The organism is Bacteroidales bacterium (assembly GCA_035342335.1).
Lineage (GTDB): Bacteria > Bacteroidota > Bacteroidia > Bacteroidales > JAGONC01 > JAGONC01.
The window spans coordinates 14,531-30,464 of the sequence record DAOQWY010000025.1 but is presented as its reverse complement, the minus strand read 5'-3'; the positions used below and the strand labels follow the sequence as shown (position 1 = coordinate 30,464).

The 15,934-nt window shown below is 47.1% G+C and carries 14 protein-coding genes and 1 tRNA gene; 4 read left to right on the top strand and 11 right to left on the bottom strand.

What is annotated here, in order from left to right; genetic code table 11:
* Positions 1–34: 34 nt before the first annotated feature.
* Genes PKI34_11310 through PKI34_11300 form a run of 3 tightly spaced genes read right to left on the bottom strand, consistent with a single transcriptional unit; the run spans position 35 to position 4,351 of the window.
* A complete protein-coding gene (locus tag PKI34_11310) occupies positions 35–1,174 on the bottom strand; it encodes a DUF11 domain-containing protein (GenBank protein ID HNS18397.1) in 1,140 nt (379 codons plus the stop codon).
* 44 nt (positions 1,175–1,218) lie between these two features.
* On the bottom strand, positions 1,219–3,954 hold the full coding sequence (locus PKI34_11305) for a SprB repeat-containing protein (protein ID HNS18396.1): 2,736 nt from the start codon (positions 3,952–3,954) through the stop codon (positions 1,219–1,221).
* A 52-nt stretch (positions 3,955–4,006) separates the two neighbouring features.
* Entirely contained in the window at positions 4,007–4,351 is a 345-nt protein-coding gene (locus PKI34_11300; GenBank protein HNS18395.1) for an antibiotic biosynthesis monooxygenase, read from the bottom strand.
* A 296-nt stretch (positions 4,352–4,647) separates the two neighbouring features.
* Between PKI34_11300 and PKI34_11295 the strand changes: the two genes are divergently transcribed.
* On the top strand, positions 4,648–5,880 hold the full coding sequence (locus PKI34_11295) for an ATP-binding protein (GenBank protein HNS18394.1): 1,233 nt from the start codon (positions 4,648–4,650) through the stop codon (positions 5,878–5,880).
* Positions 5,881–5,938: 58 nt separating this feature from the next.
* On the opposite strand, the gene PKI34_11290 is transcribed toward PKI34_11295, so the two are convergent.
* The 3 genes from PKI34_11290 to PKI34_11280 form a co-directional block, all read right to left on the bottom strand.
* Positions 5,939–8,182 (bottom strand): sigma 54-interacting transcriptional regulator, encoded by a 2,244-nt coding sequence (locus PKI34_11290; GenBank protein ID HNS18393.1) that lies wholly within the window; start codon positions 8,180–8,182, stop codon positions 5,939–5,941.
* A 266-nt stretch (positions 8,183–8,448) separates the two neighbouring features.
* A tRNA-Arg gene (locus PKI34_11285) sits at positions 8,449–8,525 on the bottom strand.
* A 106-nt stretch (positions 8,526–8,631) separates the two neighbouring features.
* A complete protein-coding gene (locus tag PKI34_11280; protein HNS18392.1) occupies positions 8,632–9,003 on the bottom strand; it encodes a four helix bundle protein in 372 nt (123 codons plus the stop codon).
* A gap of 170 nt (positions 9,004–9,173) precedes the next feature.
* On the opposite strand from PKI34_11280, the gene fbaA reads away from it, so the two are divergent.
* Positions 9,174–10,253, top strand: coding sequence for a class II fructose-bisphosphate aldolase (gene fbaA / locus PKI34_11275; protein HNS18391.1), 1,080 nt, complete (start codon positions 9,174–9,176; stop codon positions 10,251–10,253).
* Positions 10,254–10,347: 94 nt separating this feature from the next.
* Here fbaA and PKI34_11270 read toward each other — a convergent pair whose 3' ends face one another.
* From PKI34_11270 to PKI34_11260, 3 genes are all read right to left on the bottom strand, one after another.
* Entirely contained in the window at positions 10,348–11,199 is an 852-nt protein-coding gene (locus tag PKI34_11270) for a universal stress protein (protein ID HNS18390.1), read from the bottom strand.
* A gap of 182 nt (positions 11,200–11,381) precedes the next feature.
* Positions 11,382–11,819, bottom strand: a complete 438-nt coding sequence (locus PKI34_11265; GenBank protein HNS18389.1) for an SPOR domain-containing protein — start codon at positions 11,817–11,819, stop codon at positions 11,382–11,384.
* Positions 11,820–11,832: 13 nt separating this feature from the next.
* Positions 11,833–12,675: a universal stress protein gene (locus PKI34_11260; GenBank protein ID HNS18388.1), complete on the bottom strand. Its 843-nt coding sequence runs from the start codon at positions 12,673–12,675 to the stop codon at positions 11,833–11,835.
* Between the two features lie 393 nt (positions 12,676–13,068).
* Here PKI34_11260 and ruvB point away from each other — a divergent pair, with 393 nt between their 5' ends.
* On the top strand, positions 13,069–14,091 hold the full coding sequence (gene ruvB / locus PKI34_11255; GenBank protein HNS18387.1) for a Holliday junction branch migration DNA helicase RuvB: 1,023 nt from the start codon (positions 13,069–13,071) through the stop codon (positions 14,089–14,091).
* A 4-nt stretch (positions 14,092–14,095) separates the two neighbouring features.
* Positions 14,096–15,022 carry a tRNA epoxyqueuosine(34) reductase QueG gene (gene queG, locus PKI34_11250; GenBank protein ID HNS18386.1) on the top strand — a complete coding sequence of 309 codons (927 nt, stop codon included), beginning with the start codon at positions 14,096–14,098 and terminating at the stop codon, positions 15,020–15,022.
* Positions 15,023–15,135: 113 nt separating this feature from the next.
* Here the strand turns inward: queG and PKI34_11245 are convergent, their stop codons facing one another.
* Both PKI34_11245 and PKI34_11240 read right to left on the bottom strand, forming a co-directional pair.
* Entirely contained in the window at positions 15,136–15,735 is a 600-nt protein-coding gene (locus tag PKI34_11245) for a porin family protein (protein HNS18385.1), read from the bottom strand.
* Between the two features lie 17 nt (positions 15,736–15,752).
* Entirely contained in the window at positions 15,753–15,923 is a 171-nt protein-coding gene (locus PKI34_11240) for a hypothetical protein (GenBank protein ID HNS18384.1), read from the bottom strand.
* Between the last annotated feature and the right edge of the window lie 11 nt (positions 15,924–15,934).

The window sequence follows — 15,934 nt, the reverse complement described above, 5'->3', positions numbered from 1 at the left end:
TTTTACAGCGTGGTTTTTTGTGAAAATCTGCATGTCAATTATTAAACAATGGTGCTGTGCCGCCCGCCTGGCATGGCGTTATGCTGACAGTTGCACTGTTATTTCCCGGAGTATTGTCAACTACATCTCCTGTAATGGTGGCGGTATTACTATACGATCCGCTTGCATTGACCACTGCGTTGATAGTTAATGTAGCGGATGTGCTTGCATTCAGAGTGCCAATATCCCAGACCCCGGTTCCTCCAGTATAAGTTCCCGTGGCGGTCGAATGGGATACATACGTGTAACCTACAGGCAGCAAATCATTGACAGCTACATTCTGTGCAGTGCCAGGTCCGGTATTCGTTGCTGTCAAGGTGAACGTGATGGTTTGGCCAACATAAGGAGTCGGATTGTTAACCGTTTTAGTGATTTGGAGGTCGGCAATGGGAGTCGACTTAATGGAAACGGCACTCATCGACCAGTCTTCATTATTGGTTACTTCTCTTGTCCATGTCATAGTTACCGGTGATGAAGTTCCTGGTTTGGTACTACCTCCGCCTCGCATTTCATCACCACTGTTAATATACCATCGCTGTGTTTGTCCAATGCCTGGTCCTGTGAGGTTTCGGTTTCGGAAAGCCACCACATCATACATAAGTTCATTAGTACCTGACGCAATGTTTGTCAGAGTAGGATCACCTGAAGTACCCGAACTCGATGCATACGTATTTAACGGTGTATTTTGATCAACCCCTGTGAATGTCATGACACCAACAATTCCACCTTTATCAAAATTATTTGTTGTAGTGACAACGACATCAAATGTTCCATTGGGTGGATTAACCATAGAAAAAATATGGGTGCGGGCATTATTGGAACTTATTTGCTCACCTACCAAGGATAGAGGATCATCGTTATAAGTAACCGAAATAACACCATTTTCTCTGTCAGATACTCCAACAAGCATTAATCTGTCAGTACCGGAACCCGTAGTATGTGAAACAGTAATGGTCGTAACGTTCGTGCTGGCTGATCCACTACTGGTATTATCCACGGTCACCTGTGCAAACAGTGACTGAGTCGTAAGATGTAAAAACATTACGGTCAATGCTGGTGTGATAAAGTGCATAAACCCTGTTTTCAGGCGAGCAGTTTTGGTCAGATCGGTTATCTTTTGAGCCATTGTCTTCATAACTGGTGTTATTTCGTAGTGTTACCTATTCTTTGAGGGAGATATTAATGGTTGATGCCTGTCGGCGGTATCGGATTGGGATTCATGTAATTCAGACTTTCAGAAGTGGTGATGGAACATCCGCTGGCATCGGTGACAGTCACTGAATAGGCGCCTGCCTGTAATCCGGTGCGGTCTTCCGGATCGCTGGCGCCTGGAAGATCGCTCCAATCAATCGTATATGGAGCGGTGCCCCCAGTAACGGTAAGATCAATTGTGCCATCGGCATTCACCGGAGGATCGGCAGATGGAGGGCAGGTTGGGTGAGTTATAGTTAAATTCAGCACAAGTGCAGGTGGTTGAGTAATTTCTATGCTTAAAGTTGCTGTACAAAGCTTGTTGTCCGTTACAGTTACATTGTAGGTTCCTGCCGCAAGTCCATTGAGGTCTTCAGTGCTGGCACCGTAGGCAGGTGTGCCGGTTTTGGTCCAGCTATGGGTGTAAGGACCTGTACCTCCGCTTACGGTTAAGTCAATGGAGCCTGTCGATGCCCCGTAGCACAACACATTTACATGGGTTTCACCGAGGATCAGGGCAGTAGCCGGTTCGCTGACAAGGATGCTTTCATAGGTCTGTGTGCAGCTGTTCGCATCGGTCACGGTCACCGAATAGGTTCCCGGAGCAAGACCCGTGCGGTTCTGAGAAGAATTTCCATCATTCCAGAGAAAAGTATAGGGTGAAGTTCCTCCGGAAACAGACAGGTTGATGATTCCATTATTCTCACCATAACAGGTTACATTGGTAATGGTGGGAGTGATGACTATGGCTGCTGGCTGGGTGACTTCTGCCGATGTCGCAGCCGTACAGCCCTTGCTGTCGGTGACGGTCAGGTTATACGTACCCGCCGTCAGTCCACTTAGATTCTGGTTGGTGGAAGAAAATCCGGTAGGCGGAGAGATCCAGGCAAAGGTATATCCTGGGATACCACCTGACACCATGGTGTTGATGCCTCCGGTAGCCCCACCGTTACATGACACATTCACCGGCGTGGCATTGATAATGATCTGCGGGGATTCGGTGAGAGTGACGGTGAAAGTCGCGATGCACCCGTTAGTGGCTGTTGCAGTGACCGTATACGTACCGGCCGATAAATTGGAAATGACGCTCCCGCTTCCGCTACCGCTTCCTCCGCCGCTCTTCGTCCAGGAATAGCTGGAGATCGTTTCACCGCCGTTAGCGGTCATACTGATTGCACCACCGTTGGGAACACCATAACATGGATTCGTTATGGCACTGGATACCGAAAGATCACATTGAATTAATTGCGAATGGGTATCAAAAGTTACACGCCCGCATGCGTCTGTAACCGTTACGGAAATTTGGCAACTGATGGGGTTGGGAGCAGTGGGTGGTGTAAAATTGACTGTCTGGGAAGTGGAATTTGGTGTGAAAGTCCCTCCGCAGGAAGAAGTCCACTGAATTGTGATGGGAATGCTTATGGGAGTCTGATTGCCGTACCATGTAAAAGTACACTCGTAAGGTGTACCGGAATACAATGGATTAGGAAGAGGTTGGATTTCCGGGATGGCAATTTTTATGGTTGACGACAGGAATGAAAAATTGAAAAATGCCCTCATAGCTGCCACATTCGCAGGTCCTGTCCCGGAGATATTGTGCGAGGCCTCCAGCATGACATTGGCACGGTCGGATTCCCCCAGGCCGGGACCATACGCCAGGATGGCACCCACATGGGTTAAAGGAGTGTTCGGGTACTGATAGGCCTGAGGATGATTTGGATCATAAACCAGCACTTTTGTTGTAGGCCGCCATCCGCTGGATTGAGCACCGGGGAAAGCAGGAATGTAGATCTGTTCCGATCCATTCTGGGTGGCCGCATCAATGGATCCTTGGAACTGAGCGACCGGATCAGTAGCATAGGTGTTGTTAAACGTGTACGGTAATGTCCCGGCGCTGTGATCGCCCCATAAGATCAAAGCATTCCCCGGATCGGAATAGGGCCCCGAGCCCACCGCCGGTCCATTTTCTTCTGACAGGAAGTTGGTTTGCTGGGTTGGATCAATGGGATCCCCATCAATAATGATATTATCAAACATATCTTCAAGGGCACTCCCGGCATGACAGCCAAGCCAGATGGCACCTTTGCAGCTTTCATTCCAGTCATAAAGGTTCCTGTGCGTCGCCCAGGTGGGATCAGCATGTGGCATTACAAACAAATCATCACAACAATCCAATGCAGCGGGCAGATCCCATCCGGAACTCGAGGAACCACCATACGCTACGGGCGGAATGGAGGCATAATTAAAAAAGTTGACCGCAATCGAACCATTCTGTTTATCCATGGTCCACCGGGGAATGCTATACAATGTTTTAAAAATGGGAAAATTCAGGGTCAATGGGGAGGTTGTCGTAACTCCTACTACTTTATAAGAGCCTGAAGGATTCGTCCAGGTACTGATAAGCGCGTCTACAGAAGCAGTCCTGTACTGTGCCTCTACTATAAATGCCCCGCTTTTAAAATCCACACCATTGTAGGTAAAATCTGTGGCTTCTTTATCGGTTTTGGCTGGATTGATCACCCAATGCACGGGACATTTGAGTGATAACAATTGATATACAAGGCCATAGGGCTTGGTTCCATTGTAGACCGTTTGCGGTGTAACCCCCATGTTAATGATGAAAGAACCCGCTGGAATAGTGGTGGTCTGCGCATTAATTCCGGTGGACGTGCATAATCCTGTGAACAAACCAATGAAATGCAGGAGGGTAAAATATTTCTTCATAATTTCTATATTTCTCTGTTACATCTATTTATGAACCCGGTAGATATATATGTTATAATATGTCTTCTTTTATTATGAGGGACCGTACCTGCGCCACCCACTCCATACCGCGCTGGTCACTGCCGTCCATGAAGATCACTTCAGGCTTCATGGTGCACAGCTCCATGGCTGAAAGTAAACGGTGATACAATGGAGAATTGACGTGATTTTTCAGATCTTCCAGGGAACTCCATTCCTCATGAAGAAGGAACATCCCCGGATTATCCGGATGTTGCCATATATCGGAAAGAATACACCCTTTTGAGAAAAGTGTGGGACCGTTGATGGACCTCAGTACATCCAGTAAATCCTGGGAACGGCTCAATGAAGTCGTCAGGGTGTAACACGAAATGACCATGGGTGGTGAATGGGTGCGCCTTTACAGGCAATTTATATGCCAACGCTGCCTGATCATTTATAATGCACTCATTATGTTTATATTAGAAAGGCCCATGGACCCTAACATATCGACTTATATAAGACTAAAATGCGCAATATATTACACTATGTGCAACATTTTGCGCATACCAAAGGTGAATAGTAATTTGCGAATTTAGATTACGTTGGTGCCTGTTTTTTGATTTCGAATTTTATTTTTATTAAAATACTTATTATCTTTACCCCTGCCAAAATAAAAATTAAATCTAAAACAGCATGGATAAAATGAACTATATTCACAGAGACCTGGAAGCCCTCATCGAAAAATATCTTCATGTAAAAGAGATCATTGCGGTTGTTGGCATCAGGCAATGCGGCAAAACAACGCTGCTGAAATATATCGCCAATGAGCTGAAAAAGGGGGGTAAACAGGTGAATTTCATTTCGTTTGATGATGTTGGGATAATGCGAATGTTCGAAGATGACATCATTTCCTTTCAAAAGCTTCACGTGGTTCCTTATGAATACGTTTTCATTGATGAAATTCAATATTCCCGTGAAAGTGGAAAGAAGCTCAAATACCTTTATGATCATACCGATACAAAAATTCTGATTTCAGGATCATCCTCTGCTGAACTTTCAGTTGAGAGCCTGAAATTCCTTGCTGGACGTGTTTTTATTTTTACCTTATTTCCCTTCTCTTTTAGGGAATTTCTGAAAGCCCGGTCTGTTGGACTGGTCTCCTTGTATGACGAAGGCAACTACGGCACGGCACTCATTGATGAAATGAATGTGTATTTAAAGGAGTTTCTTCTTTATGGTGGATTTCCAAGAGTCGTGATGTCGAAAGACAATGAGGAGAAGCAGCTTGTGCTCAGAAATATATTCAGTACCTATATTTTACGTGAGATCCGTGAAATCTTCCAAATCAGTAACGAGTACAAATTGGTGAAACTGATAAAAGGGCTTTCTCTGCAGGTGGGTGGGATGATCAATTACCAGGAGTTGTGCCATATTTCAGAGACGAATATTCCCGAGCTTAAACGCTATTTGGATATACTTCAAAAGACCTTTATTCTGTCGCTCATCCGGCCCTATTATTCAAACCGGCGGACAGAACTTGTTAAAATCCCGAAAATTTATTTTATCGACCATGGCTTCAGAAATAGTTGCCTGGAAAATTTCTCAGAGTCCCTGACCATAACCGGCGTTCTTAACGAGCAATATGTATTTTCTGAATGTATTAAAAATGAACTCAGTGTCAAATACTGGCGTTCCAAATCCAGGGCAGAAGTTGATTTTGTGATTGAAAAAAATGGCCCGATCCCGGTTGAAGTAAAGACTCAGCTGTATGAGCAAAAAATTTCATTGTCATATCACAGTTTCATTGAGAAATATAATCCGGTAAAGGCCTACATGTTCTCCCAGACTTATGAAGGTCATGTTCAAAAAGGGAAAATGGTCATTTATTTTTTTCCATTATGTAAGGTGAATAAATTGTGGCGATAAACCATCAGTGATTCGTCCACTTCGAACAGTTCGTTGTTTGCATTTAGCCGTTTGCAGTTCATTCCGGCCGCCGGATTCCCAGCTTCTTCATCCGGAACCGCAGCGTGGCTTCATTCAGTCCCAGGATCTGTGCTGCACCGTCCTCTCCCCTTACCCGCCAGTGTGTTTGTTTCAAGACGGCCAGAATATGCAGGCGCTCAATTTCTTCCAGGGTACCCACTTTTACCTGATCGCTCAGATAGGTCGTGGGAAGTGCTATGTCAAGGGTGCGACTGGTGGTGATGATCATGGCGTGTTCAATCACATTTCGTAATTCCCTGACATTACCCGGCCAGGAATAACGGGTAAGCTTTTCCATCACTTTACGCGGAATCGTATCAATCCTTTTTCCCGTTAGCTCAACCAGCTCATTGACAAAAGTCCATACCAGCGGTGCAATATCATCCTGACGATCCCGTAACGGAGGAATTTGGATCGGAAACACATTTAAGCGGTAAAAAAGATCCTTGCGGAACGTTCCTTCATCCAGGGCCTTCTGCAGATCCTTGTTTGTGGCAGCAATGATACGGACGTTCGTTTTGTGCGTCTCCGGGCTTCCAATCCTTTCAAACTCACCAAACTGAAGAATACGTAAAAGTTTTACCTGAAGCTCAAGCGGCATTTCACCGATCTCATCCAGGAAAATGGTCGAGTGATTGGCCAGCTCAAAGCGCCCGATCTGCCTGGTAAGCGCGCCAGTATAGGCTCCTTTTTCCCTTCCGAATAGCTCACTTTCGATCAGTGAAGCAGGCAGAGCGGCGCAGTTGACGGTGATCATCAGCTTCTTGCTACGCCTGCTTTGCTGGTGGATCGTTCGGGCGATCAGTTCCTTGCCGGTCCCGGTTTCCCCGGTGATCAGTACGGCCGAATCTGTTGCAGCCACCTTTTGAGCCAGTTCCATCACCCGTTTCATTCCTTCGCTGTTGGCAACGACACCCGGCGTGGATATCCTGGGCCGGATCAGATCTTTCAGATAGAGGTTCTCCGATTCAAGCTTTTGTTCTAACTTTTTAACCTCCTCCAAGGCATTTTCCAAATTCTGTTTCGCCGTAATGTGTTCGGAAATGTCATGTACACTGAAACGATAGCCCAGATCTTTCCCCTCTTCATCAATTACAGGATTATCAATTTGCTCCAACCAGCAGGTCTTACCCTGTCTGTTTATAATCCTGTACCGGCACGAAATGGATTCATGTGACTGATTCCTCTTCAACCTGTGTTCTTTAAAAACCAGCCTGTCCTCCGGATGGATGATCTCTTCAATGAAGTTAACATTTTTCGTAAAATCATCCTGAGAATAACCGGTCAATCGTTCACAGGAGGGGGAAATATAAAGTAATTCTCTACCAGGTATTATCCAACCCTCAATATCATACGTATAATCCAGGGCAGTGGCGAATTTTTTATTAAGCAAAGAAATTTCTTCGTTTGATCGAACAAGCTCCTGATAAAGATTCTTCTCTTCGGTGATATCATGACCCACTACCTGCAATTCGACCAGAACACCATTCTTACTAAAAATTCCCGTACTGCTCCAATTAATCCACCGGATGACACCATCATGACGGGTGTTTTGCAACTCGATCGAAGCTGATGGATTTTCTGGTGTCAACGCTTCCATGACCGTCTTGACCTGTAAAGCAATTTCCTGAGGGAGGAAGGCAATCCATTTCATCCCGATTAAATCATTGACTCCCACCCCGACAAACCGTGCAAATGACTCATTTACAAAAGTGATGGTGCTGTCGATGTCATGCCTGACGATCAACTCGGTCTGGCTGTCCAGGATAGCCTGGTACCTGGTTTGCGTTATCTGATGTGCTTTCTCCAGCTGTTTTCTGCCGGAAATGTCCGTCGTTATTGCCCTCCATCCATAATAACGTCCATGAACGTCCTTCAATGGATGCCAGCTCGTTTCAATCCACTTAACAATCCCATCCCTGGCAATGATCCGAATTTCATAACTCACCTTAACATCCCTGTTCCGGATGGCCCTTTCAACCTCCTCTGCCCAGACAGCACGATCCTGAGGATGAATGATTTTCTCCATTAAATCAGGATTCTCCAAAATTTCGTTGTTCGTGTAGCCGGTCAACTGAAAGCTGGTCCCTGAAATATAGTATATCTGCCCTTCCGGATTGATCCAGGTCTCGACTGCCTCGGACGTACCAACGATCGTTTCAAAAAGCAATGGCAGGTCCTCCGCATTTCCGCGGGATTCCATTAATTTGAGCAATTCCTGAAAGCCTTTCCTTGTTGTCATGCCTGCTTCCGGATTCCCATGTTTTACATGGTGAAAATCACGGAATTAAAAACCTTAGGTAAGAAATGGGTGTTTATTCAGGCAACGAATATAGATATCTTTAATTAATTAACCAAACCGGCTGCGAAAAATATTACGCAAATGGATATCAGATGAACGATTAACCGATATCTGATATCTGATTTAAATCGAATATCAAATCCTACATCGTATATCGGTTAATCGTTCATCTGATATCAAAAACCTCGCGCTGAGCGCGAGGTTTCTGGTGATCCCGGAGGGACTCGAACCCCCAACTTTCAGAACCGGAATCTGACGTTCTGTCCAATTGAACTACGGGACCTAGGGGAAAGAGATTCTATGGGGCAAAAATAAACATTTTTTTGAAAGGAGAGAGGAGAATGGAGAGAGGAGAGAGGAGAAATACCTTCAAAATTATCTCTCATCTCTCATTTCTCCTCTCTCCTCTCTCCTTTCAGAGCCAGGTTCCGCTTGGCAGTCTTTATGCTGACGACAAATATGGAAATGAGCTCATTACATTCTCTTATCGCCGTAATAAGCGGACCGGAATTATTTAAAAGGTGTGATTTTTGAATAATACAAAGGTTCATCTCCGTTTCCCGTAGCTCCTTCAGGATGATGCTCATTTTAAAGATAAAATCTTTCCTGGAAGATGCTTCCAATGCTTCCCCATAATTCAAAGCTACCGAAGTGCCTGACCGTTCTATCTGACCGGCCAGATTTCTGCCATGTACGGTTCGATTCAAATGACGTGAAAGCTCAATCAGCAAGACAGCAAAATTGATGAGTCTTTCCTTCATGATAATTTAATTTACTTCATCCTGTTAATCCCCAAAACATTTCATTTGTTACCCTGAATTTCATAAATTTTAAAATTATTTCTCCTCTCTCCTCTCTCCTTTCTCCTCTCTCCTCTCAAAAAAAGTCTATTTTTGCACCTGCAATTGATTTATTCATTAAACGTTTAAAAATGTCAACAAGAATATCAGATACTGTTCTCCCCGGCGTGGCCACCGGCAGCGCCGTGCAGGAGATCTTCCGCGCCGCAAAAACGCATCAGTTCGCTCTCCCTGCCGTGAACGTCGTTGGCTCCAATTCCGTCAATGCGGTTCTGGAAGCTGCTAAAACCGTCAGCTCCCCGGTCATCATCCAGTTCTCCAACGGAGGAGGGGAATTTTACGCCGGCAAGGGACTCTCCAACGACGGGCAGCGCGCTGCGGTCATCGGCACGGTCTCCGGCGCCCGCCATATCCACACGGTCGCAGCCCTGTACGGCATTCCCGTGATCGCCCACACCGACCACGCAGCCAAAAAACTGCTGCCCTGGATCGACGGACTGCTTACGGCCGGTGAGGAATTCTTCAAAAAGAACGGCTACCCGCTGTTCAGCTCCCATATGCTCGACCTGTCGGAAGAACCGCTGCACGAAAACATCGAAATATCCAAACGCTACCTGGAACGGATGAGCAAAATGGGCATGACCCTGGAGATCGAGCTGGGCGTCACCGGCGGTGAAGAGGATGGTGTTGACAATACGGGTGTCGACAGCTCACGCCTCTACACACAGCCCGAGCACGTGGCTTATGCCTATGAAGAACTTTTGAAGGTCAGCGACCGGTTCACCATCGCTGCCTCCTTCGGCAATGTCCACGGTGTTTACAAACCCGGCAACGTGAAACTCGAACCCATCATCCTGCATAATTCGCAGGTGTATATCCAGAAGAAATTCAACACCGGGCCCAATCCGGTGAACTTCGTGTTCCACGGCGGATCAGGCTCGGAGCCCGAAAAGATCAAAGAAGCCATCAGCTACGGCGTGATCAAGATGAACATCGACACCGATACCCAGTGGGCATTCTGGGCAGGCGTCAAGCAGTATTACGAAACCAACCGGGGCTACCTGCAGGGACAGATCGGCAATCCCGAAGGCGACGACAAGCCGAACAAGAAATATTACGATCCGCGCAAATGGCTGCGCGACGGCGAAAAAGCCATGGTAGCGCGACTGAAGCAGGCGTTCACTGAGTTAAATTGTATCGCGCGCTACTGAAATATGAAAGGAGAAAGGAGAGAGGAGAGAGGAGAAATGAGAAATAATTATTATTGTATCTCTCCTCTCTCCTCTCTCCTCTCTCCTTTCATTGCTACAGGCTCCGCATATACTCGATCGAGTGGATGCTCAGCACCGGAATGGGCGAATGATTGACCATCTGCTGCGCATACGGGCCAAGCCAGAGGTTTTTTGTGGTCGTTTCCTGCTCGGTCATGATGGAGATCAGGTTTGCATCCGCCTTCAGAGCATATTCAATGGTGGCATCCGTTATGTTGCCTTCCAGCTCCAGAGGATCAACCTTAAAGCGTACCTCATTCTCTTTCAAATATTTGGAAACCTGTTCTGCGTATTTTTTGATCTGCAGACGAACGGCCGAAATCTGGGTGGAGTAAAGCGGCAGGACAATGATCTGGGCATCGAAGTACTTGGCAAGCAAGGCAGTGGTGGCAACCTTTTGCCTTGTTTCCGGCGTGCTGTCGAGGGGCAGGATGATGCGGGTCAGGTCGCGTTTGATGTTGACGCCTCCACGGATCGTGATCACCGGACATTTTGCTGATGAAACGATCTTCTGTGCATTGCTGCCGATCCAGAACTCTTCAAAACCTGATGAACCGTGCGTCCCGACAATGATCATAAATGCCTTTTCTTCATCGGCAATTTTGACAATCTCGCGGTAAACCTTCCCGTCCCTGATCACATAGCTGATCGTTCCATTGGGAAGCTGTGGCTGATATTGCCTGATCATCTCCTCAAATGTCTGCCTCGCATCAACAATGGCTGCCTCAGGATCTTTCAGGGCCACCGACCGCTCCTGGTAGGCCTTGTTGACCCAGACCATCTTCAGGTCCGAATCTGACTTGCGGGCTATCGAAAGAGCATGCTCCAATGCGTTGATTGAACAATCCGAAAAATCAACCGCAACAATAATCACCTTTTGTTTCATGGCTGGGGTGTATTAATCATTTAAAGATTCAGGTGCTAATATATGAAAATATTTAGGGTTTTGCAAATGGAATTTCTTTAAATTAACCAATAGCCGGTAGCCAATACCCGGTTGTTGATTTTGGATTTTGTGATTTGTTTGGAATTTGGCGCCTGGAACTTGGGATTTATCCGGTATTGTAGCTAATCAATCTTCGGTAAATTGATCTCATCGCGGATCAGGAAAGCGTTTGGAAAATCGGGCTTGATGCGCTTTAAAAAGCCTTCCGCCTCCATCCTGGTGCGAAAATCGCCTGCACGGACACGATAGTAAGGTTCCTTGAATGAAACATAAACAGCGATGGTCGAATCCGGTGTCTTGCTCAGAAACTCATCCCTGACACGATAGGCGTTGCCGTGGGAATGATTGCCGGCATCAAAAAAGATCTGGATGCGATATCCATCCAATGTTTGATTATACCGGTTAAGGGTAATGTGTTTTTCCAGCAGTTGGTTCACCCGGTTGTCCTGTACAATTTCCAGGTGCCCTTCCTTTGCTGGTTTCTGCTGAGCCATCACTCGCTGAACGGCAGGTCCAAGTAATATGCCGCCAATAAAGAAGATCACAAAACAGTTTCTCATACCTGGAACAACGTTATTTTGAGCGGATTATTTCAGCGGGGTTGATCGTAAGCACAGGAACAGGCGAATTATTCACCATGTGCTGTGCATACTGACCCAGCAATAAGTTTGAAAGACTCGTCTCCTGATCTGTTACAATGGCAATCAGTTCAGCGTTCGTGCGTTCGGCATACTCCAGCGTTGAAAGGCTTACATTCTCAGCGACGGTGGAGTCCTGAGTGAAAGGGATCTTTTCCCCAGCGAACTTTTTCTGGATTTCAGCCACACAATGATCCACTTTTTGATTCAATGCCTTCAGCGGGGTTGAATACAATGAGAAAATATGAACCGTCGCACCAAAGATCTTTGCGATCAAGGCGGTGAAAGCTACTTTCTGACAGGAATTCTTGGTTTCATCAATGGGCAGTACGATATTCCGGATACCCTGTGAAAAGTCGAACTGGGGCCTGATGGTTATCACGGGGCAGGGAGAGTTGGCGACGATGCGGTAAGCATTGCTGCCAATCAGATACTCATCAAAACCGCTCACACCGTGGGTACCGGTCACGATCAGCGTTGCTTCCACCTGACGGGCCACCTGCTCGATTTCATAGTACACTTTTCCCTTCCGGAGCCGGAACGACAACTCGCCTTCCTTTAAGATCTCCCTGTATTCCTCCAGAATTTCCTCGAGGTTTTTTCTGGCCTCTTCCCTTACGTCGAATGCAGATTCCTGAAAGATGGAATCACCGGAAATCAGGTTGTCAACCCAGACCACGATGACATTGGATTTTAGTTTGTTGGCCAGAAAAATGGCATATTTCAAAGCATGCAGGGAGGTCTTTGAAAAGTCAAGAGCGACAACAATTGGATTCATGCGTGAGAACATTTGGTGCTAAATTAAAAATTAATCCGAATTTGAGATAAAATATCGGAGAAAATAATAGGGTCAGTTATGGTCATTCATGGTCATTCATGGTCATTCATGGTCATTCGTGGTTATTCGTGGTTATTCGTGGTTGTTTGTGGTTGATTGGGTATTATTGATGATATTTGTGGTAAATATGATTCCAGTGAAAATGGACAACTGAAAATTGAGTCCACTCCGAAAAGTAATAATTTTGGACTGAAGTCCACTAACTGGTTGGTTATCAATTACCCCGGCCTTAAGGATGGGGTAAGTCAAAGCACTGGTTTATAGGGCTTTAGCCCTAAATTAAGGCTCAATGATTCCTTTTCGGAGTAGACTCAAAATTGACAATTGACAAACATGAACGAGAACCTCGATGCATCGGGCAAGCAGATGACGCAGGCCGAAAGGGAGATGGAGCGGGAGCTGCGGCCACCCGACTTTGACAGCTTTGCAGGTCAGGCGAACGTGGTGGATAACCTCAGGGTCTTCGTAGCAGCTGCCCGGCAGCGGGGGGATGCGCTGGATCACGTCCTTTTGCATGGACCGCCCGGATTGGGAAAGACGACCCTGGCCTATATCATCGCCAATGAGATGGGGGTACACGTCAGGATATCTTCCGGTCCGGTGATCGATAAGCCAGGTGACCTGGCCGGTCTGCTGACCAACATGGAAGTCAATGATGTGTTGTTCATCGACGAGATCCACCGGCTGAGTCCTGTGGTGGAAGAATACCTCTATTCTGCCATGGAGGATTACCGCATCGACATCATGATCGACACCGGGCCCAGTGCCCGCAGTATCCAGCTGAAACTGAATCCATTCACACTGATCGGAGCCACCACGCGGTCAGGCCTGCTCACCGCGCCCCTGAGATCCCGTTTCGGGATCAACTCAAGGCTGTCCTATTACGACGTTGCCACCCTGGAACACATCGTGCTCCGCTCGTCCACGATCCTGAACACCAAAATCACCCCGGAGGCTGCCGCGGAAATCGCACGCCGGAGCCGGGGAACCCCCAGGATCGCCAACCTGCTGCTGCGCCGAATCAGGGACTTTGCACAGATCAAAAGCGACGGAACCATCGACATTGAAATCACCCGTTATGCACTCCAGGCTCTGAATGTGGATAAGAACGGCCTGGATGAAATGGATAACAAGATCCTTTCAGCGATCATTCATAAGTTCAAGGGGGGACCCGTGGGCATATCCACCATTTCAACCGCTGTGGGGGAGGAAGCCGAAACCCTGGAAGAAGTGTACGAACCGTTCCTGATCCAGGAAGGATACCTGATGCGTACCCCCAGGGGCAGGCAAGTCACGGAAAAGGCACTGAATCACCTCGGAATATTACCGGAAAGTGGTCAGCAACAACTGTTTTAACGGTATGAACCGTGATCTGACCTACAAGATCAAGCAATGTGCCACCAGGCTCGGTTTTTTCGCCTGCGGCATATCCAGGGCGGAACGGTTAGAGATGGAGGGTAAAAAATTGAAAGATTGGCTTGCCCTGGGTTTCCACGGTGAACTCCGTTACCTGTCACGGAATCCTGATAACAGAAGCGATCCCCGTCATATACTCCTCAATGCCCGTTCCGTCATCTCGGTTCTTTACAACTACTATCCTGAAAATCCCCTGCCCGTACAGGACAACTTTCATATTGCGCGGTATGCATACGGTAAGGATTATCACGTGCTGATCAGGCAGAAACTGAACGACCTGATCGGGATGCTGAAACAGGAATGCGGCGAGGCAAATGCTGTTGGATTTGTCGATGCGTCGCCTGTCATGGAAAAAGCCCTCGCTCAGAGGGCCGGACTGGGATGGACCGGCAAGAACACGCTGCTGATCCATCCGCAAATGGGATCGTTCTTTTTCATCGGCGACATCATTACCGACGCAGAACTCGTATACGACACCCCTCTGCCTGACGGGTGCGGGTCGTGCCGGAAATGCCTCGATGCATGCCCCACCGGGGCGCTGATCGCCCCCCACGTGCTGGATGTGCGCCGCTGCATTGCCTACCTGACCATTTCCTTCAAAGGCGACCTGCCGGAAGATCTGCGTTCCTGCTTTCAGGATCGCATCTATGGCTGCGATGCCTGCCAGGAGGCGTGCCCCTGCAACCGGTTCGCCTTTCCCCATAACGATCCGGACCTGTTGCCCATGCCAAAACTGAAAACAATGAACCGGGATCGCTGGAAAAACCTGACGGAGGAGAAATTCCGGGAACTCTTTGAAAATTCAGCGGTAAAACGGACGACCTATGCCAGGTTAAAGAGGAATATCGATTTTGTCGGCGACATGACTTAATGGATAGGCAGACCTGCCTTTATGTTCCAGAGCGAAAGCCATCGTGTTCCTGAACTGACTCCCTCCATTCGATGATCTGGGAAACGACAGATGGATTTTTAATCTTATGCAGATTACTTTTGGAAATGAAGAAACGTATAGTACAAAGAAAAACTAAGCACCTCGTTGAAATCTCCCAGGAAAAAGGGCCATATATTGATCGTCTCCCATTCCCTGACAGGAAGGATGGAGTTGGAATACCTGGCTGCAACACGGAAGTTCTCATTCAGGTGATAATGCAAACCAATGCCCATGCTGAAATAATCAAAAGGCTCAAAAGGATCATTTTCAATCGCATTACCGTTTAATTCCTCATGGGATTTTATCAGCCACCCAATGGATGGCCCCGCTTCCAGGGTGAATCGGTTAACGTCGTAGTGATATAGAACGTGCAGTTCGAGATAGTGAAGCCGCAGTTTATAATCATCAGCCTGATCGATGTCGATCCGGTCCCTGTTACCCTTTTGAATGTAGTCCATTTCCAGTTGAAAAGATGAGCGTTCGGACACATACCTGTTGGTAAAAATTCCTGCACAGAATCCCAACCGGTTGGGCCATGTCTCACGCTCACTGGCAATGGTGAATCCAGCGTGGATGCCGCCGTTGAATTCCTGCGCCTGAAGGATGACGGTCAGGGATAGAATAAACAGTGCAAAAAAGAAAGATCGTTTCATACCGGCAAAGATAAGAATTATGGATACACTTCCGTCTTCAATCCCAAGACTTCCACCAGCGAAGCGATCCTGTACAATTCTTCTTCAGGCACCTTTTTAATAGTGATCGCGTACCCGGATGGTTTCATCCATTCTATCCGGAAAGCCAGGATGGATCTTAGGCTAAACAAATTCCAAATTTCGCACATTTTTAATTATC

What these genes read in the sequence shown, in the direction of transcription:
- PKI34_11310 (HNS18397.1), bottom strand. Translation starts at nt 1,174, where the DNA reads ATGAAGACAATGGCTCAAAAGATAACCGATCTGACCAAAACTGCTCGC.
- PKI34_11305 (HNS18396.1), bottom strand. Translation starts at nt 3,954, where the DNA reads ATGAAGAAATATTTTACCCTCCTGCATTTCATTGGTTTGTTCACAGGA.
- PKI34_11300 (HNS18395.1), bottom strand. Translation starts at nt 4,351, where the DNA reads ATGGTCATTTCGTGTTACACCCTGACGACTTCATTGAGCCGTTCCCAG.
- PKI34_11295 (HNS18394.1), top strand. Translation starts at nt 4,648, where the DNA reads ATGGATAAAATGAACTATATTCACAGAGACCTGGAAGCCCTCATCGAA.
- PKI34_11290 (HNS18393.1), bottom strand. Translation starts at nt 8,182, where the DNA reads ATGACAACAAGGAAAGGCTTTCAGGAATTGCTCAAATTAATGGAATCC.
- PKI34_11280 (HNS18392.1), bottom strand. Translation starts at nt 9,003, where the DNA reads ATGAAGGAAAGACTCATCAATTTTGCTGTCTTGCTGATTGAGCTTTCA.
- fbaA (HNS18391.1), top strand. Translation starts at nt 9,174, where the DNA reads ATGTCAACAAGAATATCAGATACTGTTCTCCCCGGCGTGGCCACCGGC.
- PKI34_11270 (HNS18390.1), bottom strand. Translation starts at nt 11,199, where the DNA reads ATGAAACAAAAGGTGATTATTGTTGCGGTTGATTTTTCGGATTGTTCA.
- PKI34_11265 (HNS18389.1), bottom strand. Translation starts at nt 11,819, where the DNA reads ATGAGAAACTGTTTTGTGATCTTCTTTATTGGCGGCATATTACTTGGA.
- PKI34_11260 (HNS18388.1), bottom strand. Translation starts at nt 12,675, where the DNA reads ATGAATCCAATTGTTGTCGCTCTTGACTTTTCAAAGACCTCCCTGCAT.
- ruvB (HNS18387.1), top strand. Translation starts at nt 13,069, where the DNA reads ATGAACGAGAACCTCGATGCATCGGGCAAGCAGATGACGCAGGCCGAA.
- queG (HNS18386.1), top strand. Translation starts at nt 14,096, where the DNA reads ATGAACCGTGATCTGACCTACAAGATCAAGCAATGTGCCACCAGGCTC.
- PKI34_11245 (HNS18385.1), bottom strand. Translation starts at nt 15,735, where the DNA reads ATGAAACGATCTTTCTTTTTTGCACTGTTTATTCTATCCCTGACCGTC.
- PKI34_11240 (HNS18384.1), bottom strand. Translation starts at nt 15,923, where the DNA reads ATGTGCGAAATTTGGAATTTGTTTAGCCTAAGATCCATCCTGGCTTTC.